General features: G+C 43.7%; 20 protein-coding genes. 12 read left to right on the forward strand and 8 right to left on the reverse strand.

Going from position 1 to position 25697, the window contains the following annotated elements; translation table 11 throughout:
- Positions 1–442: 442 nt before the first annotated feature.
- From ED312_RS15440 to ED312_RS15470, 7 genes are all read right to left on the reverse strand, one after another.
- Positions 443–790: a hypothetical protein gene (locus ED312_RS15440; protein WP_123216923.1), complete on the reverse strand. Its 348-nt coding sequence runs from the start codon at positions 788–790 to the stop codon at positions 443–445.
- Positions 790–1275 carry a DUF6265 family protein gene (locus ED312_RS15445; protein ID WP_123216924.1) on the reverse strand — a complete coding sequence of 162 codons (486 nt, stop codon included), beginning with the start codon at positions 1273–1275 and terminating at the stop codon, positions 790–792. The genes ED312_RS15440 and ED312_RS15445 overlap by 1 nt, the downstream gene beginning before the upstream one ends.
- A 437-nt stretch (positions 1276–1712) precedes the next feature.
- Positions 1713–2087 carry a T9SS type A sorting domain-containing protein gene (locus ED312_RS15450; protein WP_170164533.1) on the reverse strand — a complete coding sequence of 125 codons (375 nt, stop codon included), beginning with the start codon at positions 2085–2087 and terminating at the stop codon, positions 1713–1715.
- Between the two features lie 251 nt (positions 2088–2338).
- Positions 2339–2866, reverse strand: a complete 528-nt coding sequence (locus ED312_RS15455) for a hypothetical protein (RefSeq protein ID WP_123216926.1) — start codon at positions 2864–2866, stop codon at positions 2339–2341.
- Positions 2867–2924: 58 nt separating this feature from the next.
- Positions 2925–3878: a CARDB domain-containing protein gene (locus ED312_RS15460; protein WP_123216927.1), complete on the reverse strand. Its 954-nt coding sequence runs from the start codon at positions 3876–3878 to the stop codon at positions 2925–2927.
- Positions 3879–4244: 366 nt separating this feature from the next.
- Positions 4245–7061: a TonB-dependent receptor gene (locus ED312_RS15465; RefSeq protein ID WP_123216928.1), complete on the reverse strand. Its 2817-nt coding sequence runs from the start codon at positions 7059–7061 to the stop codon at positions 4245–4247.
- Positions 7062–7165: 104 nt separating this feature from the next.
- Positions 7166–8434, reverse strand: coding sequence for a hypothetical protein (locus tag ED312_RS15470; protein WP_123216929.1), 1269 nt, complete (start codon positions 8432–8434; stop codon positions 7166–7168).
- Between the two features lie 241 nt (positions 8435–8675).
- On the opposite strand from ED312_RS15470, the gene ED312_RS15475 reads away from it, so the two are divergent.
- Positions 8676–9362 carry a response regulator transcription factor gene (locus ED312_RS15475; RefSeq protein ID WP_123216930.1) on the forward strand — a complete coding sequence of 229 codons (687 nt, stop codon included), beginning with the start codon at positions 8676–8678 and terminating at the stop codon, positions 9360–9362.
- A gap of 250 nt (positions 9363–9612) precedes the next feature.
- Positions 9613–10695 carry a sensor histidine kinase gene (locus tag ED312_RS15480; protein ID WP_123216931.1) on the forward strand — a complete coding sequence of 361 codons (1083 nt, stop codon included), beginning with the start codon at positions 9613–9615 and terminating at the stop codon, positions 10693–10695.
- Positions 10696–10849: 154 nt separating this feature from the next.
- On the opposite strand, the gene ED312_RS15485 is transcribed toward ED312_RS15480, so the two are convergent.
- Positions 10850–11929: a glycosyltransferase gene (locus tag ED312_RS15485; RefSeq protein ID WP_123217001.1), complete on the reverse strand. Its 1080-nt coding sequence runs from the start codon at positions 11927–11929 to the stop codon at positions 10850–10852.
- 70 nt (positions 11930–11999) lie between these two features.
- Here ED312_RS15485 and trmB point away from each other — a divergent pair, with 70 nt between their 5' ends.
- From trmB to ED312_RS15535, 10 genes are all read left to right on the forward strand, one after another.
- On the forward strand, positions 12000–12671 hold the full coding sequence (gene trmB / locus ED312_RS15490) for a tRNA (guanosine(46)-N7)-methyltransferase TrmB (RefSeq protein WP_123216932.1): 672 nt from the start codon (positions 12000–12002) through the stop codon (positions 12669–12671).
- 61 nt (positions 12672–12732) lie between these two features.
- Positions 12733–13374 carry a LysE family transporter gene (locus ED312_RS15495; RefSeq protein WP_123216933.1) on the forward strand — a complete coding sequence of 214 codons (642 nt, stop codon included), beginning with the start codon at positions 12733–12735 and terminating at the stop codon, positions 13372–13374.
- 145 nt (positions 13375–13519) lie between these two features.
- Positions 13520–13876 (forward strand): MGMT family protein, encoded by a 357-nt coding sequence (locus ED312_RS15500; RefSeq protein ID WP_123217002.1) that lies wholly within the window; start codon positions 13520–13522, stop codon positions 13874–13876.
- Between the two features lie 167 nt (positions 13877–14043).
- On the forward strand, positions 14044–15177 hold the full coding sequence (locus tag ED312_RS15505) for an Mrp/NBP35 family ATP-binding protein (protein ID WP_123216934.1): 1134 nt from the start codon (positions 14044–14046) through the stop codon (positions 15175–15177).
- Between the two features lie 61 nt (positions 15178–15238).
- A complete protein-coding gene (locus tag ED312_RS15510; protein WP_123216935.1) occupies positions 15239–15478 on the forward strand; it encodes a NifU family protein in 240 nt (79 codons plus the stop codon).
- Between the two features lie 118 nt (positions 15479–15596).
- Entirely contained in the window at positions 15597–16649 is a 1053-nt protein-coding gene (locus ED312_RS15515) for an NAD(P)/FAD-dependent oxidoreductase (protein ID WP_123216936.1), read from the forward strand.
- Positions 16650–17096: 447 nt separating this feature from the next.
- On the forward strand, positions 17097–20333 hold the full coding sequence (locus tag ED312_RS15520) for a SusC/RagA family TonB-linked outer membrane protein (RefSeq protein WP_206363265.1): 3237 nt from the start codon (positions 17097–17099) through the stop codon (positions 20331–20333).
- 23 nt (positions 20334–20356) lie between these two features.
- Positions 20357–22183 carry a RagB/SusD family nutrient uptake outer membrane protein gene (locus tag ED312_RS15525; protein WP_123216937.1) on the forward strand — a complete coding sequence of 609 codons (1827 nt, stop codon included), beginning with the start codon at positions 20357–20359 and terminating at the stop codon, positions 22181–22183.
- A 34-nt stretch (positions 22184–22217) separates the two neighbouring features.
- The gene (locus tag ED312_RS15530) at positions 22218–23873 is read left to right on the forward strand and encodes a DUF4957 domain-containing protein (protein WP_170164534.1); all 1656 of its coding nucleotides are present in this window, start codon (positions 22218–22220) and stop codon (positions 23871–23873) included.
- A 100-nt stretch (positions 23874–23973) separates the two neighbouring features.
- Positions 23974–25467: a pectate lyase gene (locus ED312_RS15535; RefSeq protein ID WP_206363266.1), complete on the forward strand. Its 1494-nt coding sequence runs from the start codon at positions 23974–23976 to the stop codon at positions 25465–25467.
- Positions 25468–25697: the final 230 nt, after the last annotated feature.

A 25697-nucleotide genomic window follows, 5' to 3' on the forward strand; every position in this document is an offset into this window, starting at 1 on the left:
TTAAGCGGTTAACCGGGTTATGTTGACGGCTAAAGGGAATGGGTTAGCCGTTAAAGGGATTTGTTTAGCGGCATATACAGTTACGTTGACCGCTAAAGGGAATGGGTTTGGCGTATACCCAATCCCTTAAATGGCACTATTCAGGCTTACCCGGGAATACATAATTCCCTGGTTTGTTCCACCGTCCCGATGAATATCAGTAGTGTTTCCGGGTAATCTGCGCAAGTGTTAGCCCGATCGAAGGAGGCCTTCAGGGAAAAATCCGAATGAGATTAAAGTCTTAAAAATACCTTTACTTTCAAAAGCTCTAAATAATATTCATGTTAAAGTAGTTTATCCGTAACGTTAACACCCCACATAAGGCAAATGCATCTGAGAATATATTACCAGGCATATTTTTATGCTATACAGAGGTATTTCAATGACGTATTACCGGTGAATTTCAGTTTTTTCTCACCAGCATATAAAAATCATTTTCCAGGGGAAGATACCCCAGGTCATAGAGAAAATAATATATGGTGCCTTTCCTGGTGGTATAGGTATTGGTAAAGTATTCGAAATCGAATCCTTTTTCCATAAGCCTCATTTTTGTGGTCCTCGCTTTATCTTTCGGATTGAGTTCCGATAATATCCTGTAGTTTTTGCGGAGTTTGTTATTAATGTTCCGGATAAGGTTTTTGCTGTCCTTGTTCAGTCGGTTATTATAGGTATTCCTGCAATGATCGCTGCAAAACTTCTTGTCGGTCCGTCCGGAAACTTTTTCTCCGCATTCCAGGCAATTTCTGGCCATTACTTCGCACGTTTGTAATGAAACGTCATTTCTTCGGCGGATTCCTCGAAAAAGACATGGATATTAATTTCGTCCTCCCCGATCTTTTCAAAGGTGAGCCCGTCAAAATATGCTTTGTCTTTTTCCATACGGACCAGGCGGAACTCTTCACTTTCGTCTTTTTCTTCCCAGCCTTTTAAATCCCGGTCAAAATGTTTGATACGCAACAGCAGGGTTCCTTCCTGCTGGCTGATGGTGCACAATTCATAAAATTTTACCAGGTCGTTCACTACGAGTTTAAAAGATCCCATCATGGAGCCGCCCAGGGGGGAACTCCATATTTCTTCGGTTGTCCCTCCTAAGGCTGTACCTTCCCAGTAACCGGCTATCCAGGAAAGTTCGGAGAGTTGGGCGGACGGCGATACAGAATCTGCCTGCCATTGGACGGTATGTTGTGCATAAGTAATACTAATCGGAATAAAGCACAGAAGTATAAATGTTTTCATTGAACACGGTTTTGCTGGTAATTAATGTTTAGTGAAATATATTATGGGGATAGGATAAATATAATAAAATTATCCGAAAGCATTTTTGCAGACATCAGCCGGAACGGGAAGGAAATGATGCCCGGCGGATATTTTTTAACCGCGGATTGGCAAATGTACCCCTGGTTATAGAGGATAAGTTTTAAGCTTCAGTTCAAATCCGAAATCATTTGTTATGTTGTTCTTTCGGGTGGGAATATGAGATGAGGGGGAATGTGTAAAACCTACACAGTTTTTGTGGAAATGTATATTATTTCCCTTTGAAAGGGTAGGGAGTAGTTTTAATCCCATTAAATGGGTTTAATTCCCCGATGCTCTGCATCGAAATGGGCTAAGGCGTGACTCCTTTGGATATCTCGTGGGTTGTCCCGAGGTAGTTGATTGTACGGGCCGGAATCCTACTTTATGACCAGTTTTCTGGTGGATATATTATTCGTCTCCGTGACCTTTATGATATAAACCCCTGCATTGAGGGAGGAGACATTGAGGGTTTTTCCGTTTATTTTGGTACGCAGCACTTCTTTTCCGAGTACATCGTAAATGGATACGTTTTTGGGAAGGTTTTTCCTGGAATGTATCACTACCATACCGTCAGTAACCGGATTGGGAAACAAGCGAAGTTCTTCTATGTCCTTCTTCGGGATCGTATCCTGTTTAGGCCTGGTTACAAGAGCCCTGTAGTTGGTCCTGTAAGGCGTTTTCGTTTGTTTTTCCTGGGAGTGCCCCGCAGATAAAAAACCGAGCATTAGGATCAGAAGGTAAATTTTTTTCATTGGCCACATTATTAGGTATATACAAATTTATTAAAAAATCATTTCCCCGTTGCTAATATTTTGTTAATCCGATACGATATTATTTATAAAAGTATATCAGAATTCATACAGAGACTAACTCAAACGGTTCAATTTTTATTCCAAACCGTTCACGGCAATGAAAAAAAACCGCTATTACGAAGTGTAATAACGGTTGTATGCAAATGAAAATTGCCCTCTGTTTAAAAACGGTGCCGGAGAATGTAAATAGCTTATTCCTTATTCAGGCCGAAATAGTCCATTACAGCAAAAAAATCTTTAAAGTCAAGGTCGGCCGGGGTAAGGTTGCGTATGGCCTCAGGTTTTATGGCTATGATTTTTAATTCTTTATAATTGAGCGTGTTTCCATATGATTCTGAGCTTTTGGCCTGTTCGGTAATGATTTTAAACTTTACAAGTTCGGGATTTGATGAATCTTTTTCATGCTCATTATAAATTTTATAATTTTTCTCCTGTCTGACTCCCGGAATAGAGTACCACTCATTTTTTTCAGATTCATTATAAAACCCGAGGTAGACCCATCTGTTCGACTTTGATGTAATAGTATCCTGAGCGGGAAAAATGAGTTGAAGATTAAGGCTGTCCCGAAAAGATTGATCTTGATAACTGAACATAATGGCGTCTCCTTTAGCACTGAGTTCAGGACCTTCCTGGTCAAGGTTATTGTCATCATTAGAGCATGAAATGAAACAGATACTAAACAAAAGTATAGAACAGTATGTTATAAATTGAGTTTTCATTTTTTTAGTATTATGGCTTTTAAAAAGCGGCGTTAATAATGAATTTTGTTGTCTGTATTTAAAAATTTTCCCTGTATCTGATAGGGATGGCTGTTACATTATTGGCCTCGTTACTTTCATCTATGGATTTATTAACATCCAGGACCAATAGCAGGTAATAATTGCCAAATGCTTGATTGTAGTCAAAATCAGAACCGAATATGCTTCCCGAAGAATCTTTTGAACTTCCCGCATTGATGGAAGAAAGAGAAAAGGTCGTACTAAATTTAAAATCGTTACTGTCGAGTTTGTTATCTGAAGATAGATACAATCCTATTTTTGAACTTCCTGCACTGGCACTACCTTGGTTATCTACAATAATCAGGTTGAAACTAAGTATCCCCGCGTTTCTGGAAATGATATGACGTTGCGAACCCAGGTTACTGAGAGGTCCGGGACAGCTACTACACTCACTGCTAATTATTGTACCGGATTTGTCAAGGACAAGATCGGCTTCTCCTTCCGGACAACCATCGTTAGAAGAGGGGCCGGGTTCATTAGGGCAGTCATCTTGACCGTTTGGAACTCCATCACCATCATTATCTCCGTCCGGTATGGTGTAAGTATATTGTTTTGTAATACCGGCGTATTTTGCTACCAGAATAAACTTCTTACCAGGATTTGTATAAAAATTTCTATCTTCCCAATTTGTAAAGGGATTGACCCACATCTTTGTTAGGGTATAGGAATCAAATATTAAATCTTCATCATTTTCCCGATTCCAGTATATTCTGCCTATCTCATTATTTGGGGTGACGCTTTCGTAATATATTATGAGGTCAATTTGATAATGACCATTTGTGTTGTATGAGTAATCCCCTTTGATTTCAAATTGATAATCAAATTTTCCTGAACCGAAAGTAAATAATTTATTCCTTTCGGCAGTAATTTTAAAATTCCTAATATTTAAAGATTGGGAATATGTAATAAGGGATATAAATAAAAGGAATAATAGTACAAAAGTTTTTTTCATGGTAAATTTTTTAAAGATTAGGTGTGACTAAAATAGATTGAATGATTATCTGTAATGTTACAGTAGGGTTATTCTTACGTTAACAAATATCGAGCGATTGTGTCAACTCTTTACCTGAACCCCTAACTTCTCTGAGAGGGACATTTTTATCAAACCCTTACTTTTCTGAACATTTTTGGGCCGTGGATTTTTTATTTTGAACAACAGAGTGCTTCCATAAAACGAATAGGAAAGGATTTACCCTTCTTCTTTATTTCGAGGTGTATATACTTGTCCGGAAAGCATGGAAATAAAACCATACAAACAAAAAGAGGTTGCCTCCCATAGAAGACAACCTCAAACCTGATAAAATATAAAGCTATATTACTAAAACCGGTAACTATATCCGATTGAAAACTCCCTGCCTGGTGCACGGAAAGAGAAGTTCTGGTTTTCGGCACGGAAGGACTCATACTGGCTTTCCCTGTCATCGTCCAGTAAGTTATCTACTTTGATGCTTATTTTAGAACGTTGATCTTTGCCAAACATTTTGGAAAAATTAAAGTTTAGGCTATTAAAGGGCATGGTATACACGTCGGGGTTTAGTCCGGCGGAACCTACTACCTCCAGGGTTTTACCCTGAACATTATAGAATAGCCCGCTTTCCAACCCTATTTCTTCACTTTTATAATTTAATCCGGCATTGATCAAATAAGGGGATTGCCCCTGAAGTTCCCTTGTATCATCAATAGTCTCACCTTCCTTACGAAAATTAGTACGGCCTTCATATTCCTGAGGGGCCATATCAATTTTAGAGTCTATCAGGGAAACATTCAGGTTTAAGGATAGGTTTTTCAATCCTTCGGTAATAAATCCTAAATGCTTACGAGCTTCAAATTCTACTCCCACTACTTGTGCGGATGGAGAGTTCCGGGGAGTAATATTGGTCGGAGCCCTATTATCATAAGCTACAATTTCAATAGGATTTTTAAAATTCTTGTAGAACCCGCTGACAGCAAATATTTGGGCATCTTCACCAAATAATTCCCATCTCAAATCTATATTGTCAATTTCAGTAGGTGCTAAATCCAGATTTCCGATAAATACCATTCCGGTAAGGAGGTCGGAAATTTCAACGAGTGATTTTTCTTTAAAACTCGGACGTGCAATAGTTCTGGAGTACGAGCCACGAAGGTTCATATTGTCCCTTAATTCATAAATCAGGTTAGCTGAAGGGAACAGGTTAAAATCATCCAGGACTTTCTCGTCATTCAGTTCTCTTGTACCGTTATTGTTTTGCCCGGTAAAGAAATGCGTAAAATATTCGCCCCTCAGACCAATCACCGCCCTGAGTTTTTCAAAGGGCTTAAACTCTCCTGAAACGTAAAGGGCTGCTGTATTCTGGTTCGCATCGAAAGTATTAGCCGGTTGAAAATTACCCCGGATGAAAGATCCTGAGTTAGTTTCGGGTGTCCAGATGTTTTCCGGGGCAAGTATGGCATCGGGATCGCCGTTAAAACCTACGGTGCTGATGGCACGAAATCCGATATCGTAACTGTATATGCTGTAATCCCGTTGCTTGTAACTGTAAAGCCCCCCGAACTTCAACAGGGATTTCCTGTTGAACATGGAAAAGTTTTTGGTGAAATCAACTTTCCCCACGAGATTGGTCTCTACCAAATCGCGCCAAAGCCGTACCGGGTAACCGGCATCAGAACTTATACTATTGGTCCCATCATTATTGATGATAAAGGTAGTAAGCCTGGCATCCTTGTCCTGCACGTTGGCCCGGGTAGGCGATACACTCCACTCCGTGGTGAATGAAGCGTCCTCATTGGAATGCTTACCTGAGAATAACAGGTTGGTTACCGAACGTTGCTTGTATTCCAGGTAATTTTTGAACACCCGGATAGAGTTAGAAACCTGTGTATCCTGGTTGTAAAGTGAGGCTTGGTTTTCTCCATTCTGAAGGTGCAGGATATTGAATCGGTATTTGGACCTTTCTGTTTTATAAGAGAGTCCGGCCAACCCGGAAAGTAATACATTATTGATTCCCAGATCACCTACCCTCCTGCGATCGTACCGTAGTTCATACAGGTCAGGTTCCGTCCATTTTTGATATATTCCATCGTCAAAACCTTCATAAAAAGAAGTGGTGTTTTTATAATCCACAGAGGCAATAAGGCCTAATTTGTTCCCATTCCCTACATCGAACTGGTTCCCGTAGCTGAAACTCAGGCTTAAATTTGGCATTGAATTTTCCCGTTGCGCGGCCATGTTAGGATCAAAAGAACGGGTTATACCTTCCAGAGTCCCATTGTCGGAGGGGGGAAGAGGTACATTGGTTTTGGATGAAATAGGTAGTTTCCTGGTGCCGTCGTCAAATCCCAGAAAATCGGTGCCGCCACCCTCATAACTCAGGTAATTGTCTTTAAAATGCATATCCGGATTAAAGCCACCTGATATGGAAAAGGACATTTGCTTTGAAGAAGGAAAATCCTTGGTCACAATATTTACCACCCCTCCGGTAAAGTCGGCTGGGAGTTCAGCAGAAGCTGATTTCAGTACGATAAGGTTTTCAAGGATATTGGTAGGAAAAATATCCATCTGCACCGTGTTTTTGTCAGGGTCCAGACCAGGGATATCCATACCGTTGAGAATGGATTTGGTATAACGGTCACCCAGACCACGTACATATACATACTTTCCGTCTTGTACCGATACGCCTGGTACCCGCTTCACTGCCGAAGCAATGTCACTGGCCCCTGTTTTTTTAATTCCTTCGGAAGAAAGCCCGTCCATGAGAGAAACGGAATTTTTCTGAAGATTGAGTACCGAAGCTTCGGTGTTTTTCCGGGTGGTAGTGGTTACTACTACTTCATCCAGGGCCGTAGAAGAAAGGTTTAAGGTAACATTCAATTCTACAGTACCGTCGGGAGATACCTCTACTCCGGTGATTTCCTTAGTTTCATAGCCTACGAACGAAAATACCAGGGTATGGGTTCCGGCTTCCATATCTAAGGAATAAAGACCGTCAAAATCAGAAGTGGTCCCGGTAGTGGTACCCTTTACTACTATATTGGCAAAGGGCAGTACATCATTAAACTCACCGTCCATTATTTTTCCGGTAACCGTACCCGACTGGGCGGACAACAGCTGTGTAACGGCCGAAATTAAAATAACTGAAAAAAGATTCTTTAACATCGTGTCAAGTGGAAATTTTAGTTTTTTTATAAATTAAAGAAAATGCCCAGGGGAAAGACCTCTGGACATTTTTTACTGAAATGTTGGATTTAGCATGTTGTTATTTAGAACTCAACACCCATAGCAAATGCATACGTCCATTCAAATACAGAGGTATTGGCACCCACGCTTCCTGCTTCTACACCTTCGGCATTGTCGATGAATTTTTCTGAAGCTATCTCCATGTCTAATTCGTTATCACTGTCATTAGGATCAGGATATTTACCTATAATAATGTCTTCTATGGCTACGCCTTCGGGTAATATTATTTGCCAGTTTGAGAACGTAATATTATCATTAGCAAGTTCATCACGGGAATCTTGACCATTAATTTTTACCCTAGCGGTTTCTCCAAAACCATACGCAAATACATTTTCAAGATTAACCAACAGGCCATCTCTCAGATCGGCATAATTGCTGGAAGTTCCTGCACCTATCAAAGTAATGTTTTTAAGGGTATGTTGTTGATCGGGATTCGGATGAGTAGTGGCCCCGGCTGGTCCGTCCATTTCAAGACCGGTCCCGGATTCTGTACCCATGATCACAACTCCGTTATCTAAAGTTCCACTCCAGGCTTCGTCAGTATCAAAACCGTCATCACCTTGAGACCAAACCAAAGCATTGGTTACATTGACAGTACCGCCAAACCATTCAATACCATCATCCTGATTAGCTACAATCTCTATATTCTCCACTACGGTACCGTTACCAACACCACCTAGGGTAAGACCGTTGATTTCGTTATCCTGGCCAATGGTAATACCACCGTGGCGAATAGAAATATACTTAAGTACACCAGAGTTGTCTTCAGGATCATTTCCTCCATACTCTCCAAAATCCTCGGAAGTAGGAATACCTTCTATCTGACCGGTTTCATTATCACCGGAATAAGAAATAGGCGCTCTTCCCAAAACAATAACACCACCCCAGAGACCTACATCATTTTGATCCAGGTTGGTACCTTGTAACTCACCAGGCTGGATATTGTCAGATTCAGCAGTGAAGATAATTGGATTATCTGCAGTACCTTCTGCCATAAGTTTGCCTCCCTGATCTACTACCAATGCGGAGGCCAGAGATTCCTGTCCGGCCTTACCTTTTATAATAGTACCGGGTTCAATAGTCAGTGTTACACCGTCATTAACCACTACTTTACCTTCCAAAAGGTAAATATTATCGGCAGTCCAGGTTTCGTTCTCTGTAAGAATACCACTTTTAGTTATTCCTTCCTCTCCTGGTTCCGGTTCCGGAGTAGAAGAATCGTCATCGCTGGAACAAGCTGAGATAAATACTGCCAGTAAAGCAAAAATGGATAAAAATTTGATTTTCTTCATTTTAATCAGGTTTAATTAATTTCTTTGTGTTTTCTGAAATTGTGTTTTTCAGAACAGTTACTTGGAATTGTTCTGCCGCAAAGAAAGGGGCACTTTGTAAAGATGGTGTTACGTACAAATTAAATGTATGTAACCCTGATGTTAGATTTATGTTACGAGATTAAAAGAATGTTAACCGCTTTAATTTTTTAATATTATCTTTACTTTTGGCATGAATAACACCACGTAAATTAACATTCACATGAAAAAAAGAGACATCCGGATTTTACTGGTCGATGACGAACCGGATATTCTGGAAATCGTAGGTTATAACCTTTCTACCGAAGGGTATAATGTGTCTACGGCAGGCAATGGTGTGGAAGCCATATCAAAAGCCAAAAGAGAACGTCCGCACCTGGTTATCCTGGACGTGATGATGCCGGAAATGGACGGTATTGAAGCCTGTGAACAGCTTCGTAAAATACCTGAACTTTCCAATACCGTAATCACCTTCCTGACAGCCAGGGGAGAGGATTATTCGCAGGTGGCCGGTTTTGACGCGGGAGCCGACGACTATATCACCAAACCGATTAAACCGAAAGTTCTGATAAGCAAGGTCAAAGCTCTTTTACGCCGGTTAAAGGACCAGCAGGAACCGGAGGAAACTGTGGTGAAAGTAGGGGAGATAACCATAAACAGGGATGAGTATAAGATAGTGCAAAAGGGCAATGAGATTATCCTGCCCCGAAAGGAATTCGAACTGCTGTCACTTCTTGCTTCCAGGCCCGGTAAAGTCTTTAAGCGCGAAGAGATTCTTGACAAAGTATGGGGTAACGAAGTTATTGTCGGTGGCCGTACTATCGATGTCCATATCCGTAAACTCCGCGAAAAGATCGGTGACGACCATTTCAATACGGTAAAAGGAGTAGGGTATAAGTTTGTGTTGTAATGTACCAATGTGAGAAATTTGATGATGAGTTAAGGAGTAAAGGATTCAAGGCAAAAAGTAAAATTTAAAAGATTAATGATCTCTCTCCCCTTCAGGGGGAGGTGTTGGAGGTATAGGGTGTCCGGTTTATCCTCGCTACACTTTTACAGCCTGCTGCTATACAAAATTTATCTTTCCCTGTCCAACCGGTTTAAAACCAAACCATATTTTTTCCGTTTCTTTGCAAGGAAGAAAAGATCAATCCTGTGAGATGCCTGCAAAACTAAAGAAATCCTATAAATTCGCACTGCGTTCTTCCTTATATATTACTATAATTTCCGGTGCTTTTGTGACCTTATTGCTCTATTTGTTCTCTATCCCGGAGACTGCTGAGGTCTACTGGAAGGTATTAACTGTTTTTGTCTTAGCCAATTTTCTCTTCTGTTTCTTTATTATCCAGTTCCGGGTGGAGCGCTTTATCTATAAAAGGGTAAAAAAGATCTATGATGATGTCTCTCTCCTTGAATCCACCTCTTTTCACCAGCAACCCATAACTACCGATATGGCTACCCTGACCCGTGAGATCGAGAAGTTTGCACAGGGAAAGAAACTGGAGATCGAAACCCTGAAAGTGAGGGAAACTTATCGTAAGGAATTCATAGGCAATGTGTCGCACGAACTGAAAACACCGCTTTTTACCGTACAGGGGTATATCCTCACCTTGCTGGATGGCGCCATTAAAGATAAGGCCATCCGTAAAAAATACCTGCAAAGGGCGGCTAAGGGTGTGGAACGGCTTATATACATTGTCCGCGATCTGGACATGATAACCAAACTGGAGGTGGGGGACCTGCACCTCGATTACGAAGTATTCAATATTGTTGAGGTGGTGGAAAATTCTTTTGACCTGCTGGAAATGAAAGCGGCAAAAAAGAATATTACCCTCACTTTCGATATGGTATATGAAGACCCGATCATGGTGCGTGCCGATAAAGAGCGCATTCAGCAGGTGGTTACAAACCTGATGGTCAATTCTATAAAATACGGAAAACCCGACGGTACGACGGAGGTGAGCATTGAGAACCTGATAAAGAATAAAGTAATTGTCCGGGTTACGGATAACGGAGAAGGTATCGAAAAGCAGCATATCCCGCGACTGTTCGAGCGTTTTTTCAGGGTAGACAAGAGCGGGAGCAGGAAAGAAGGAGGGTCCGGCCTGGGACTTTCCATAGTAAAACATATTATGGAAGCACATAACGAAAAAATATACGTGGAAAGTGTTTTCGGTATCGGTTCCGAATTCTCATTTACATTGGAAAAAGCGGAAGAACCGCAGAACGTATCTGCAAAGTAGACGGGTCATATTTTAACCTGATGTTGTCCGGGAGTTTGTTAGTTGGGGAGTTGATGCTGAACCTTAAGCAGCATTTCGTGACAATACGGTTCAGGTAGACATGTTTAAAAAGCCTGCAACCAGTAATAGTTTCATAGCTTCCTAATAATACTTTCTACAAAACTTCGAAATTCTCTTTCGGGACTGTAAAAATTTCAAATAATTCGGAAAAATCAAAGCTATTAACGGGAAGCTCCGGAAGGCCGTCGTATTTTTCTACTTCCGAAAGCATTTGTATCCGGAAATCTTTTTGCCTGGCATAAGGAACCATACCTTTTTTATGCAGGCGTTTTGCCAGGTATTCCTGTTCGTACTGCCCCGGGGTGGGGATAAAAAATGCTTTTTTCCCCAGGTTTACCAGGTCCATGATCGTGGTATAGCCCGACCTGGAAAGTACCATGGCACTCTGGTTAAGGGCGGTTTCCAGCTCTTCGGACCGCATAAAATTATATACGACAATATTGTCTTTTTTCTCTATATGCTGGGTGACCTCGATCTCACCCCTTACAAAAAGGATATTACCGGGGTAATCCCCGATTTCCCCTACCAGTTTGTTTTCAAGTAAAGTGCGTTGCGGTTCCGGTCCGGAGAGAATAATGGCCAGGTCATAGCGGAGATCCAGTTCCTTTTTCTGCAATCTGCTCAGGGGGCCGATATATTTAACGGGGAGGGATTCTTTCTTCAGGTGCCCGAGTTTTCCGCTGAGGTTGGGTTTTCCCGCTACATCCGGAACCCAGCACTGGTCGAATTTGCGGATGAATTTGCGATGTACCCTCGAACTGAGCCAGGAAGTACTCCCGGTAAGTACGTTAAGCTGGTGAGTTATAAAGACCGACGGGACATTTTTGTTATATACACCAAGCCGGTTATCCGAAATAATACCGTGTATCTTTCGTTCGCGGATGATCTTTTTTACCAGTTTTTTTTCCCGGGCGATCGCTTTGACCATTTTCGGGGAGTCCCATATCATTTTCAATTTAAAAAACTTCCCTTCCTTGGCATATTCTACCTGGTATGAAGGCAGGTAAAGGCTTTCCAGTTCAGGAAATTCCTTTTTCAGCAGTTCCAGGGCAATGCCGTCGGAAGCAATAACGGGGCAAAAGCCGTTTTGCTGTAGTGCCCGTATGACGGGAATACACCTGGTAGCATGCCCCAGGCCCCAGTTCAGGGGGGCAACGAGTATACGGTTATTCATACCTGCAAAATAAGGATTTCCCAAACAGATAAATATTTCCTTAATTTTGCCAAAAAATTAAATAATTGTTGTGGGCAGCAAAAACAAGCTAAAGCGGTTTAAGGAAAACGAAACATTTTCCAATGTTATACAACCGGAGAGAGACGAAATAATTTCCGGAGGGTTTCCACTTAAAGGAAAATGGAGATCCGATTTTTTTAAAAACGAAAACCCTCTTGTGCTGGAACTCGGTTGCGGCAAAGGGGAATATGCGGTGAACCTTGCCCGTAAATACCCGGATAAGAACTTCATAGGGGTAGATATTAAAGGTGCCCGTTTCTGGAGAGGAGCAAAAACCGCCCTGGAGGAAAACCTGGGCAATGTGGCTTTTCTGAGGACCCAGATAGAACTTATCGACCTGTTCTGTGATCAGGGCGAAGTGGATGAAATATGGATTACCTTTCCCGATCCTCAGATAAAGTACAAAAGGACCAAACACCGGCTTACGAATCCGGACTTTCTCAGAAAGTACAAAAGGATTTTAAAGGAAAACGGGGTTGTTCACCTCAAGACAGACAGCGAATTCATGCACGGCTATACCCTGGGCCTGCTGCATGGACTGGGATGCGAAATACTCTATGCGCACCACGATGTGTATGGCAACGAATATTCGCCGGAGGAAGTGACCGGTATACAGACTTTCTACGAAAAACAGTATCTTGAGCAGCAAAAACCGATAACATACATTAAATTCAGGCTCTGAGACCTTCCGAAATGAAAATAACAGGGAAATACGTATTTCCCGAAAACAGAACCAACCGACAATGACACATGCTGTAATTCTCTTTTTTGCCACATTTTCTGCGGCCTCTATGGGCGTTATGCTCCCGGGACTGGTAAATATGACGGCAGCAAAGACAAGTGCATTAAAGGGCAGAATAAACGGCATTTTATTTTCTGTCGGTGCATCCCTGATTGTCATAGGACAGGCCTATATCGGGGTGCTCGTATCCAAATACCTGTACAGGAACCCGCATATTATAGATACCCTGCTTAAGGTGGCAGTGATCGTCTTTACCTTTTTTGCCATCTATTTTTTTATGATCGGAAGAAAGCGGAAAGAAAAGAAAATACGGTCTGTTTATGTGAGCAAGCGAAAGAGTTTTTTCAAGGGGATGTTGCTATCTTCCGTCAATCTCTTGCCTATTCCGTATTTTTGCGGCCTTAATGCGGCCTGGAATGTTTCCGGGTGGATCAAGTTCCAGGTAACGGATATCCTTATTTTTATCCTCGCTGCCGGGCTTGGTACTTTCGCTACACTGTATATTTATGTAGTCTACTTTAACAAAATGCAGGGTAAAGGGAGGTTTACCAAGTATTCGGATTACATACTCAGCGGTTTGATGCTGGTTTTGGTAATTATAACGCTGATCCGTATCTTTTACAGCGAATTTGAGGTTGGCTGATATGATAATGTGTCAATGAGATAATTTGATAATGGGATAATGAAGTTAAAAAGATGAATAATTTCTACCCTTGGGGGAAGATGCCGAAGGCAGAGGGGGGATTACCCGTAAAGAATCCAACCAGTTGAAACCAGAAAACATTTCCATGAACCCCGATAATGAAAACTTTTTTGAAAAAGTATATGCCGTAGCCAGGAAAATCCCTTACGGAAGAGTTACGTCCTACGGAGCTATAGCCCGTTATCTGGGCACTGCCCGTTCTGCACGTATGGTGGGCTGGGCCATGAACGCCTGCAACGGCAGAGAAGACGTTCCGGCACACCGGGTAGTGAACCGCAAGGGAATACTGACGGGCAAGCACCATTTTGAAGGCACCAACCTCATGCAGCAACTGCTGGAAAACGAAGGAGCCGAGGTTGAAGACAGCCGGATAAAAAACTTCGGGGAGATCTTTTGGGACCCTTCCGAAGAACTCGGCCGGGTAACGGGAGATAAAGAATAAATACGGGGAAGAAATCCGGACCGGTCGAAAAGAGATAGTGCCGTCGGTATGAAATAAACGATACCTATCCCGGAATTGAGTATTTCTATATAAAGGTTTTAAAATATGGCGGCGAAACCTTATCTTTGTAATTTAGAATGAATTTAATTTAGAATGAATCTGTACTAATGAAATTAGATAAAAAAGAAATATTAAAAGCATTGGAAACCATAACCGTTCCCGGTGAAGGTACAAACATGGTCGACAGCGGTGCTGTGACCAATGTGATGACCTTCGGCGATGAGGTTGTGGTGGATATTACTATAAAAAATCCCAGTTTACAGGCACGGAAGAAGACCGAAGTGGAGGTGTTGAAGGCTATCCACAATGAGGTATATGAAAAGGCAAAAATAAAAGTGAACCTCAAGGTAGAGGCCCCGGAAAAAAAGCCGCAGATAAAAGGAAAATCCATACCGGGGATCAAGAATGTCATAGCGGTCGCTTCCGGAAAAGGAGGAGTAGGGAAATCTACTATAACCGTTAATTTGGCCGTGACCCTGGCCAAAATGGGATTTAACGTAGGATTGCTGGATGCCGATATCTACGGCCCGTCAGCCCCGATAATGCTCGACGTGGAGCGGGAAAGGCCCCTGGCCGTGCAGGTGGATGGAAAGTCTAAAATGAAACCCGTAGAGAACTACGGCGTTAAAGTCCTGTCTATCGGATTTTTTACACAGCCCAACCAGGCGGTAATATGGCGTGGGCCTATGGCTTCCAAGGCCTTGAACCAGATGATCTTTGATGCGGCATGGGGAGAACTCGATTTTCTGCTGGTAGACCTTCCTCCGGGAACAGGAGACATTCATTTGAGTATTATGCAGTCGCTTCCGGTCACGGGGGCGGTAGTGGTGAGCACGCCGCAGAATGTGGCACTGGCCGATGCGAGAAAAGGAGTAGCGATGTTCCAGCAGGAGAGTATTAATGTACCGGTACTGGGGATAGTGGAGAATATGGCATATTTTACCCCCGAAGAGTTACCGGAGAACAAATACTATATCTTCGGCAGGGAAGGAGCCAGAAACCTGGCTGAGGACCTGGATGTTCCTTTCCTGGGAGAAATTCCGCTGGTGCAGAGTATCCGCGAAGCAGGAGACGTGGGACGTCCCGTAGCTTTGCAGACCGCAACTCCTCTGGAGGAAGCCTTTGAAGAACTTATGAAGAATGTAGTACAGGAAGTGGTGAACCGCAACGAAAGCCTGCCACCTACCGAAGCAATAAAAATAACGACGATGGCCGGATGTTCGGCAGTGAAAAAAAAATAGTATTCTGACCCCGAAGGAAGATTATGGTAATTATCCCGGTAGAGGTCTTAAACTCGGAAAGATGACAAAAGAAGAATTAAAACTGAATGTAGAAAAAGCCTTGGAAGAAATCCGCCCCTTTCTCAAAAGCGATGGTGGTAATATATCTCTGGTTTCCATAGATGACGGCAAACTGGTAAAAGTACGCCTGGAAGGGGCCTGCACGGACTGCCATGTAAATCATATGACACTTAAGGCAGGAGTGGAGACTACCATAAAAAAATACGCTCCTCAGATAGAACAGGTCGTAGGCGTTAGTTAGGGCACGATAAGGCAGTATGAAGTTCCCTTTATGCTTGGGGTAAAGGGAAAGGGATTTGTATTGCCATATTTTTCCGGGATTCCGGAAAAAGAAGTTGAAAATCCTAATTTACTATACAATGATTAAAACAGATATACTTATTATCGGTGCCGGTCCAACGGGATTGTTTGCAGTTTTTGAGGCCGGGTTATTAAAATTGAAATGTCACATTATTGATGCCCTGCCACAACCCGGCGGACAATTGTCCGAAATATATCCGAAAAAACCCATCTACGATATTCCCGGTTTTCCCGAAGTACTGGCAGCAGACCTGATAGACAATCTGATGGAACAGATCAGGTCTTTCGAACCTGGTTTTACCCTCGGAGAACGGGCGGAAACCATTGAAAAGCTGGAAGACGGTACTTTTATTGTAACTACGAATAAAGGAACCAGGCACCATGCCCCGGTTATCGCCATTGCCGGCGGACTCGGGAGTTTTGAACCGAGAAAACCTCCGTTGGAAAATATAGATGCGTATGAAGACAATGGTGTAGCCTATTTTATAAAGAACCCTGAAATGTACAGGGACCGGAAAGTTGTTATCGCCGGGGGAGGTGATTCTGCCCTGGACTGGAGTATCTTCCTGGCAGATGTGGCCTCAGAAGTTACCCTGGTGCACCGCCGGAACGAGTTTCGCGGAGCACTGGATTCCGTGGAAAAAGTTCAGGAACTCAAAAAACTGGGAAAAATAAATCTGATCACTCCCGCAGAAGTTACCGCCCTGCACGGAAATGGTAAACTCGAAGCACTTTCCATTGACCGCGACGGGGAAACGGAACTGTTGGAAACCGATCATTTTATACCTCTTTTCGGACTTGCACCCAAGCTCGGTCCGATAGCCAATTGGGGACTTGAGATTGAAAAAAATGCTATAAAAGTTAATAACGCACTGGACTTTCAGACCAATATTCCCGGTATTTTTGCCATAGGGGATGTGAATACGTATCCCGGAAAACTGAAACTTATCCTGTGCGGATTCCATGAAGCTACCTTAATGTGTCAAACCGCATACCAGATCATTAATCCTGGTAAAAAATACGTAATGAAATATACTACGGTGAGTGGAGTGGATGGCTTTGACGGAAGCCGTAAAGAGGCTCCCAAGGCCGTTATAAAGTCTATTGAATAATATTTTTGGGAATACAAGCCTATTTTTGGGAGGGGAAAAGACACCCCTCCTTTTTTATTGCCGGTAAACGGGTGAAACCTCATTAATGCACATATTATATTTGCAGTGTGCAGAGATCATTAATTGTGACCCGTACAGACAAAATGAGCCCCCTGTTTCTTTTGATATATGCGCCATCCGACAATGCTTGCAAGACTGTAATCGATTGTATTTTCTTACTTTTTCAGTCGTATGAGTTCCTATTGTGATATATTTAAGGGGTGTTTTATTCTTTTTTTAGTATTTTTTTATTAAAAAATTGTGTTAATTCACAAAATATGTATACTTTAGTGCAATCGATTACAAAATTAAGTCAGCATACACCATTTCTTATTGTCATATCGACAATAAATTCAAGAGCTGACGGCCAGGACCACCAAGCTGTTATTAACTTTAACTTAAAGGAAAATGAAAACAAAACTACGTTCGATAGTACTGTACAGGTACTTCTCACCTTTACTTTTCTTGATGTGCTTTGTATTCTCTTTCGGGGGATACGCCCAACAAAAAACCGTCAGCGGAGCGGTTACGGACCAGGAAGGGGTCCCCTTACCGGGAGTCAATGTAATAGTAAAGGGTACGAATAGGGGAACGACGACCGATTTTGATGGTAATTATACTATCAATGCGGCTCCCGGAGAAATCCTGCTCTATACTTATGTCGGACAAAGAACCGAAGAGAGGACGGTGGAAACATCCGCCGTCATCAATGTACGGATGTCCGAAGATGCTCAGGCCCTTGAGGAAGTTGTGGTCATAGGATACGGGGAAGTAGAGAGAAAAGACCTTACCGGGTCCGTATCTTCCGTAAGCAATGCCCAGATCCGCGACATTCCGCTCAGTTCCGCCGCCGAGGCCATAACAGGAAGACTGGCCGGGGTAAAAGTAACTTCCACGGAGGGCCGGCCGGGGGCGGATATAGAGATCACCGTGCGGGGAGGTACATCCATTACCCAGGATAACACCCCGTTGTATATAGTGGACGGCGTGCAGATGGACAATGCACTCTCCATTCTTTCCATGCAGGAAATAGAAACCATCGATGTCTTAAAGGATGCCGCTTCTACTGCTATTTATGGGGCAAGAGGGGCCAATGGAGTGATACTTATCACAACCAAGGGAGGGAAAGCGATGCCTACCCAGATTACCTATAATACTTTTGCAGGAGTGAGGGAGATTACCAATAAACTGGAGGTAATGAAGCCCTATGATTTTGTTTTGTATCAATATCAGGTATATGACGGTTCCGAAGAAGACCGGAATAATTTTATAGAGCGGTACGGACGCTGGGAAGATCTTGATATATATAAGAGTATGCCTTATACGGACTGGCAGGAAGAAGTTTTCGGGCGTGCAGCCTGGAGCCAGACACATGTGCTTACCGCTACCGGGGGATCGGAAAAAACTACTTTCAGCCTCAATCTCAATCATGTGGAAGAAGACGGGATCATGCTGAATTCCGCAAACAAGAGAAGCCTGATGGCATTCAAGTTCACTCACAATGCTTCGGATAGACTGAAAATAGGAGTCAATACCCGCTACAGCCGTCAGCGTATCGATGGCGTAGGGACTTCTTCTACGGGAAGTCAGGGGACTAACAGGCTGCGGAATTCTGTCCGCTACAGGCCTTTTTCTATGGGCGAACAGGAAAATGAAGTGGATGTATTTGATCCGGAATATGCTAACCTTACCAACCTTACCAACCCTGTGTTATTGGCCAATAACGAGATCCGCAATGATTACCGGACAAACTTTAACCTGAACGGGTGGCTACAACTGGAGTTAATGAAAGGGCTTTCTTTTCGCAGTGTTGCCGGTATGGTGCAAAACTGGCGTACCGATCAAACCTTTAACGGGAGGGTCACCGGCGTAGCGAGGCAAAATGCGGATATGCCCGTTGTACAGCTTCGCAAGAGTGAGAGCCTTACTTTGAATTTTTCGAATACCCTGAATTACAAAACAACCATTGGTGACCATAAAATGGATTTCCTGTTGGGGACCGAATTTTTGCAGGGGGAGGGAAATAGCCATAACAGTACCATAAAATGGTTTCCGGAAGATATAACTGCGAAAGAGGCTTTTGCCGGAATACAGAAAGCAACACCGCCCGAAGGGCAGATCCAGGATGCCCCCACTACGGGAGAATCTATACACCGTTTGCTGTCATTTTTCGGACGTATCAACTATAGTTATGCAGGTAAATACCTGGCCACATTTACACTACGTGCCGATGGCTCTTCCAAGTTTATGAGTGGCAACCGCTATGCCTATTTTCCTTCCGGGGCATTGTCCTGGAGAATGTCGGAAGAGTCTTTCCTGGAAAATGCCGATTTTATTTCTAACCTGAAGCTTCGGGTAAGTATGGGATTGGCAGGTAACAATCGTATAGACAATGACCTGTACAAAACGATGTTTTCCGCTTCTGGAGATTATGGCTATGCATTCGGAGATGCGGTAACCCCCGGCTTTGCCTCTACAAGCCTTGCCAATCCGTTCCTGAAATGGGAAACTACGGTTTCCAGCAATGCCGGGGTGGATTTCTCATTTTTTAACAACCGGTTGAGCGGCTCCGTAGATGCATATCTCAATCGTACCAGGGATTTGCTGCTCAATAAAGATATCCCGCAGACCAGCGGGTATTCCCGCCAGATACAGAACGTCGGGAAAACGGAGAACAGGGGACTGGAATTCCAGTTGTCGGGAGACATCATCCGTACCCGCGATTTTAGCTGGACCGCCAATTTTAATATAGCATTCAATAAAAATAAAATAGTCAGTCTGGGAAACGATCCACAGGGAAATCCGCAGCAATACTTTCTGCAGGGTTCCGGTTGGGTGAACAACATGCTGGACTTCAAAGTGGAGGTCGGTAAACCCCTCGGGCAGTTCTACGGATTTATAACCGACGGTTTCTATGGTATAAACGATTTCAATTATGATGCCTCCACACAAACCTATACGCTTAAAGAAGGAGTGCCGAGTTCCAGTGCTGCAGCCCTTGGAGCCAAAGGAGTGCAACCGGGAGACCTGAAACTCGTGGACCTCAATGGCGATGGAGTTATTGGAGAAGAAGACCGTACCGTACTGGGAAATGCACAACCCAAACATTTCGGAGGGTTTAATCAGCAATTCATTTACAAAAACTTTGATATGAGCGTTTTTGTGAACTGGTCTTATGGTAATAAAGTGTATAACGCCAATAAAATGGAGTATACCACCGCTTATTTGTACAAAGACAATAATATGCTCAGTATAATGACAGACCGCTGGAAATGGTATGATGCCAACGGGGTTAAGGTCACTGATCCGCAGGCTTTGGCCGAAATGAATAAGGACACCAAATACTGGACACCTCCCGGCGGATATTATACGTTGCATTCGGCCGCTATAGAGGATGGTTCTTTTCTCCGCATAAGCAATATTACCCTTGGTTATACGCTTCCTGAGGAGATTGTCCGCAAAACAGGCTTTCTTTCAAATATCCGGGTATATGCTACCGTAAACAACGTCTGGACAATTACCGGTTACAGCGGTTATGATCCGGAAGCCAATACCCGGAGGTCTACCCCTCTTACGCCCGGGGTGGATTATTCCGCCTACCCGAGGAGCAGGTATGTACTTACCGGAATTAACGTAACCTTTTAACCGCAACCACTAAAACTGGAATCATGAAAAAAATAAACCATATAAAACAGTTCTTCGGGATAGTCCTGGCACTGTTCTTTAGCTCTTCCTGTGAGGATGTCCTGGATGTGGAAAATAACGCAACCGTATCCGAACAGGCTGTGTTCAACAGTCTTTCGTATACCAATTCTGCCGTGGTAGGTATCTACAACCAGCTTATCGGCGACAACGCCTATGGCAACCGTATATCCTGCCTGTACCCGCAGACAGCGGACGATTTTAAAACCTCCGGCGATTACAATTGTAACGATCGCAGGGGGATAGGGATGTACGGGGCCTGCTCGTCCAATGTAGAACTCAATAATCCTTTCAAACAACTGTATACCGGGATAGAAAGGGCCAATATTTGCATTAAATACATACCGCTTTCCAATCTTTACGAAAACGGTACGGAGGAGGAGAAAGCAATGATGCGTATCCATTACGGGGAAGCCTTGACGCTAAGGGCCCAGTTCTATCACGAATTATTGCGTAACTGGGGAGACCTTCCCGCGCAGTTTGTCCCTTCCGCGGATATGCAGGACCTCTTTCTGCCCAAAACAGACCGGGATGAGATATACGATCAGCTTCTCGAAGACCTGGAACTCGCTTCCGAATTATTGCCCTGGCGTACCGAAAGCCCCTTTCAGAATGTAAGGGTAACCAAAGGGACGGCCAAAGGATTACGTGCACGTATTGCATTGGCAAGAGGGGGGTACGCCCTGCGCAGGGAAACGAATATGATGGAACGAAAGCCGGATTACCTGGATTTTTACAGGATTGCCATGCAGGAGTGCAAAGAGATCATGGCACGCAGAGATCAGCACAATCTCAATCCGGATTACGAAAGCATCTTCAGGTACCTTCACGGGCAGGGTAGTGACCCCACCGGGGAAATACTGTTTGAAGTAGGCGCCTTCGGGGGAAATTCCAAGACCGATAGCAAACTGGCATACTATAATGGTATGGTACACAATGTAAACAGTCGTTATGGCCGTGGTGGCGGGGGAATTGAGGCCACTCCTACCTATTTTTACGAATTTGATTCTATTGCTGATGTAAGAAGAGATGTCACCCTGGCTATTTATGAAGTGGATAAAGAAAGTAAGGCCAGTATGGTCAGCGCTTCCGGTTTTAAAGACGGTAAATTCCGCAGGTCGTGGACCAATATTACGGGAACCTCGCAAAATCTTGCCGTGAACTGGCCGTTGCTGCGTTTTGCCGATGTCTTGCTCATGTATGCCGAAGCAGATAATGAAGTGAACGGAGCCCCCTCCGCCGATGCTGTGAACGCTCTTAAGGAAGTCAGGCAACGAGCCTATGCCGGAAGTTCGGACACAGGAGTTATCCCGGCAGACAAACAAGGCTTTTTTGATGCCATAGTAAAAGAAAGGCTGCTGGAATTCGGGGGAGAAGGAATTCGAAAATACGATCTCATCCGGTGGAATCTTCTCGGGACCAAAATTGCGGAGACCAGAGATAAGTTACGGCAGTTTATGGATGGCACGGGACGTTATAGTAACGTACCGGAATTTATATACAGCATTCCGGAAGATTACGACGCTACGGTCTCATCCGGGGAAATGATTAACCGTATTGAATTTTACGGCGGCGGAACAGAACGTGTGTTTTTCTTTCCCACTCCGGCCGAAGCTCCTGAAGGGGAAGATTATGTGCGTGTATCCTGGAGAGATGCTATAAATGAAGATCTGATCAATAGCGAAAGGAAAGGCTGGGCCCAGTATTTCGAGCCTGACCATAAGGAATTATTCCCGCTTTACGATGAGATATTACAACAGAACTATAACCTGACCCAGGATTATGGATACTAGATACAACCATTTCGCCATACCAAAAAAAGAACCGATGAAACCAAAATATAAGAAATACCGACAATGGATGCTGATCGTAGCACTGGCATTGTTTCTGTGGAACTGTAGCGATGACGATAACAATGCGGAAGGGGACGGGTTGAGCAGAATGTTTACCCCCGGTAAGATAGACGCCGAAAGCCGGACTACCTCGGTAAAACTCACCTGGCAGCCTTCTTTGTATACCGGGGGACTGGATGTTACCTATACCGTACAGGTGTCCCGGGACACCCTGTTTGCCGACGCCAGTGGTGTGGAATATGAAGAAGTAGTAGATACCGCAGGTATAACGCTTACGGATGAAAACATTGCTGCCAGGCGTAAATATTTTGCACGTATCAAGGCCAATGCCCTGGACAATACCGCGGAGTCCTACTGGATGACCAGCGGAAGTTTTGCTATACAGGGCGTTCAGAATATGCTGCCTGTTTACGATCCGGAACGCAGGGCCACTTCCGTAACCCTGAGGTGGAAAGAAGGTACGGAATTTAACCGTATGGAGATGACACCGGTAATCGGAGCGGAGGAAAACGGAGAGGCTATTTTAGGAGACCCGGTGGAAATACCACTGAACGCCGATGATGTTGCTTCCGGGTTTAAAGTATTGGAAAACCTGGAACCCCGCAGGTCCTACCAGGTAGAAATATACCAGAACAGCAGCAGTATGGGGTATGTGGCCTTTACTACACGATTACAAACGGTTTATGCCTACACCGTCAGCCCGGGAGATGATCTTAAAGCAGTAATTGACAATGCCGGAGATGGAGAAGTTATAGGATTGGAACCCGGAGTATATGAACTTTCAGGAACCAAATTCAATATTGACGGAAAAACCGTGGTGCTGATGTCGACCTCAGGCAATCCTGAAAATACCATCTTGCGGACCAATCAGTTTACGTTGATGAACGACAATGCCGGACTCAGCTTTTCGGGGATCACTTTTGACCTGGGCGGAAATCTTTATTTCCTGGATGTGGCCAGCGGGGCAGGTGCTACCTTTAAAAATGTGAAGGTCAACAATTGTATCATTGAAAATGCGGCCACGTCTGCCTTCCGTACGGACAGGGCTGACCTGTATAGAATAGATACCATACAATTTAGCAATACCCGGTTCCGGAATATGGAAGGAAGTAATTACTGGATGCTCCATATAGAAAAAACAGAAGTTAAACTCCTGGAACTGGACAATTGTACTGTAAATAATATTGGTCGGGGAATAATCCGGATGACCAAATCCCTCGATATGGCACCCAAGGTAGTCATCAACCACTGTACTTTTAACAACTTCGGTGGAAATGGAACCAATAATACATTATTTGACGGAGGAAGTAACATCATTGATCTTACTATTCAAAACAGTATCCTGGCCAATATGCCATACGAAGGCAGCACGGTGGGGACAAGTGTATTGCGTGTAAACAACGATGCGGCAAAGGTGAACATCAGTAATAATAATTTCTACAATCTTACTGCCGACGGAGAACAGTTTGCAACCTTCCCGGACTATAGCTATCTGACCATGCAGAATAACCTGGAAGAGACTCTGGACTGGAATGCTTCTACCGAAGATTTTTCCCTGCCACAGGATTCCCCGCTTCGTACTTTAAGTACGGAGGGGCGTGCACTGGGAGATGTTCGCTGGACGTATTGAGACAATAAATACCGGTGTTCCCGGTGCCATCCGTGCCCGGGGATACCGTTTATGTTATAGGGCTAGTGAATAAAATAGAATATAAAAACATCCGGTTACCATGAGACTAAAATACGGCTTAGGATTAACATTGCTGTTTATTGCTTTAGTGTATTGCAGTAGTAGCGCCGAACAGGACATAACAGATAACCCGAAGGGAGAACCTTCCGGGGAATTGGAGGAGCAGCAAACCGACCCGATACAAGAAGAAGCTTTGGCATTTCCCGGAGCGGAAGGTTTTGGCAGGAATGCTACGGGAGGCCGGGGAGGCCGGGTTATTAAAGTGATCAATCTTAATGATTCGGGCCCCGGAAGTTTTCGCAGTGCCCTGGAAGCAGAGGGGGCAAGGATCGTGGTATTTGAAATATCAGGCAATATTGCTTTGCAGAGCCGCCTGGTCATCCGTAACAGCGACCTGACCATTGCGGGACAAACAGCCCCCGGCGGAGGTATTTGTATAAAGGACTATCCGGTGGTTATTGCGGCCGATAATATTATAGTACGCTACATGCGTTTCCGGATGGGAGATGCGGCACAGCAGCAGGCCGATGCCCTCGAATCCCGCTTTCAGAAGAATATCATTATAGATCATTGTTCCATGAGCTGGTCTACCGACGAATGTGCCACTTTTTACAGTAACGAAAATACTACCGTACAATGGTGCTTTATCACCGAAAGCCTTCGCAATTCCGTACATGGAAAAGGAGCACATGGCTACGGGGGGATATGGGGAGGAAAAAATGCCTCTTTCCATCATAACCTGCTGGCACATCACGACAGTCGTAACCCCAGGCTGGGTGAGCGTGCCGATGAAGCTTTTGCGCTCACCGGTTTGGTTGATCTCCGGAATAATGTAATATATAATTGGGGGAACAACAGTGCTTACGGAGCCGAAGCCATGAATATTAATATTGTAAACTGCTATTACAAACCGGGACCGGCTACCCCGCATTCAAAAAGAGAACGTATCATTTCAATAGACAAGTCCCTGGATGAAGATTCACCGGTATACAATATCTGGGGAAAGTTTTATATAGACGGTAATTATGTGGAAGGAAGCGACAGGGCTACTCAGAGTAATTGGCAATACGGAATATATAACCAGATCCACGATAAATACAACATCACGGAAAAAGAAAAGGAATCACTCCGTTTGTCTTCCCCGCTGGATATTAAAAACAATGTAGTTACCCATACGGCACAAGAAGCTTATGAGAAAGTCATACGATTTGGCGGAGCATCGGTAAACCGGGATAAGGTGGATCAAAGGATAGCGGAAGAGGTAGTAAACGGAAGCTATACTTTTGAAGGATCTAATGGCAGTACCAATGGTATTATAGATACCCAGGGAGATGTAGGGGGATGGCCCGCACTTGATAAAGGAACCATCCCGGAAGATTCTGATGGGGACGGAATGCCGGATGCGTGGGAAAAGAACCACGGGTTGAACCCGCAACTGGCAGACTCCGGCGGCCGGGACTTAAGTACAGCCTATGACAATGTAGAAGTTTATATAAACGACCTGGTAAAACCTGTAACAAACGGACAGAGATAACCTGTTTATAAAGCTGTTATAGATAATATGTTAAAAATCCGGAATAAAAAGGTTCTAAAAAAGATATAATAAACATACGGACATCGGTTGAAATACACCATAGTATTAAAGAACACTGCTTTATTCGGGTTTTTTGTAAAAAATACACTAAAAAATTTGTGGATAGTTTATTTTTGTATACTTTAGTGCAATCGATTACAAAATAGTCAATCATCTATTAACTAACTAAT

The sequence above is a fragment of the Sinomicrobium pectinilyticum genome (assembly GCF_003725735.1).
Classification (GTDB): Bacteria; Bacteroidota; Bacteroidia; order Flavobacteriales; family Flavobacteriaceae; genus Sinomicrobium; species Sinomicrobium pectinilyticum.

Excerpts from the sequence above, each read along its gene's own strand:
- ED312_RS15440 (WP_123216923.1), bottom strand. The coding sequence starts at position 790 with ATGGCCAGAAATTGCCTGGAATGCGGAGAAAAAGTTTCCGGACGGACC.
- ED312_RS15445 (WP_123216924.1), bottom strand. The coding sequence starts at position 1,275 with ATGAAAACATTTATACTTCTGTGCTTTATTCCGATTAGTATTACTTAT.
- ED312_RS15450 (WP_170164533.1), bottom strand. The coding sequence starts at position 2,087 with ATGAAAAAAATTTACCTTCTGATCCTAATGCTCGGTTTTTTATCTGCG.
- ED312_RS15455 (WP_123216926.1), bottom strand. The coding sequence starts at position 2,866 with ATGAAAACTCAATTTATAACATACTGTTCTATACTTTTGTTTAGTATC.
- ED312_RS15460 (WP_123216927.1), bottom strand. The coding sequence starts at position 3,878 with ATGAAAAAAACTTTTGTACTATTATTCCTTTTATTTATATCCCTTATT.
- ED312_RS15465 (WP_123216928.1), bottom strand. The coding sequence starts at position 7,061 with ATGTTAAAGAATCTTTTTTCAGTTATTTTAATTTCGGCCGTTACACAG.
- ED312_RS15470 (WP_123216929.1), bottom strand. The coding sequence starts at position 8,434 with ATGAAGAAAATCAAATTTTTATCCATTTTTGCTTTACTGGCAGTATTT.
- ED312_RS15475 (WP_123216930.1), top strand. The coding sequence starts at position 8,676 with ATGAAAAAAAGAGACATCCGGATTTTACTGGTCGATGACGAACCGGAT.
- ED312_RS15480 (WP_123216931.1), top strand. The coding sequence starts at position 9,613 with ATGCCTGCAAAACTAAAGAAATCCTATAAATTCGCACTGCGTTCTTCC.
- ED312_RS15485 (WP_123217001.1), bottom strand. The coding sequence starts at position 11,929 with ATGAATAACCGTATACTCGTTGCCCCCCTGAACTGGGGCCTGGGGCAT.
- ED312_RS15495 (WP_123216933.1), top strand. The coding sequence starts at position 12,733 with ATGACACATGCTGTAATTCTCTTTTTTGCCACATTTTCTGCGGCCTCT.
- ED312_RS15500 (WP_123217002.1), top strand. The coding sequence starts at position 13,520 with ATGAACCCCGATAATGAAAACTTTTTTGAAAAAGTATATGCCGTAGCC.
- ED312_RS15505 (WP_123216934.1), top strand. The coding sequence starts at position 14,044 with ATGAAATTAGATAAAAAAGAAATATTAAAAGCATTGGAAACCATAACC.
- ED312_RS15510 (WP_123216935.1), top strand. The coding sequence starts at position 15,239 with ATGACAAAAGAAGAATTAAAACTGAATGTAGAAAAAGCCTTGGAAGAA.
- ED312_RS15515 (WP_123216936.1), top strand. The coding sequence starts at position 15,597 with ATGATTAAAACAGATATACTTATTATCGGTGCCGGTCCAACGGGATTG.
- ED312_RS15520 (WP_206363265.1), top strand. The coding sequence starts at position 17,097 with ATGAAAACAAAACTACGTTCGATAGTACTGTACAGGTACTTCTCACCT.
- ED312_RS15525 (WP_123216937.1), top strand. The coding sequence starts at position 20,357 with ATGAAAAAAATAAACCATATAAAACAGTTCTTCGGGATAGTCCTGGCA.
- ED312_RS15530 (WP_170164534.1), top strand. The coding sequence starts at position 22,218 with ATGAAACCAAAATATAAGAAATACCGACAATGGATGCTGATCGTAGCA.
- ED312_RS15535 (WP_206363266.1), top strand. The coding sequence starts at position 23,974 with ATGAGACTAAAATACGGCTTAGGATTAACATTGCTGTTTATTGCTTTA.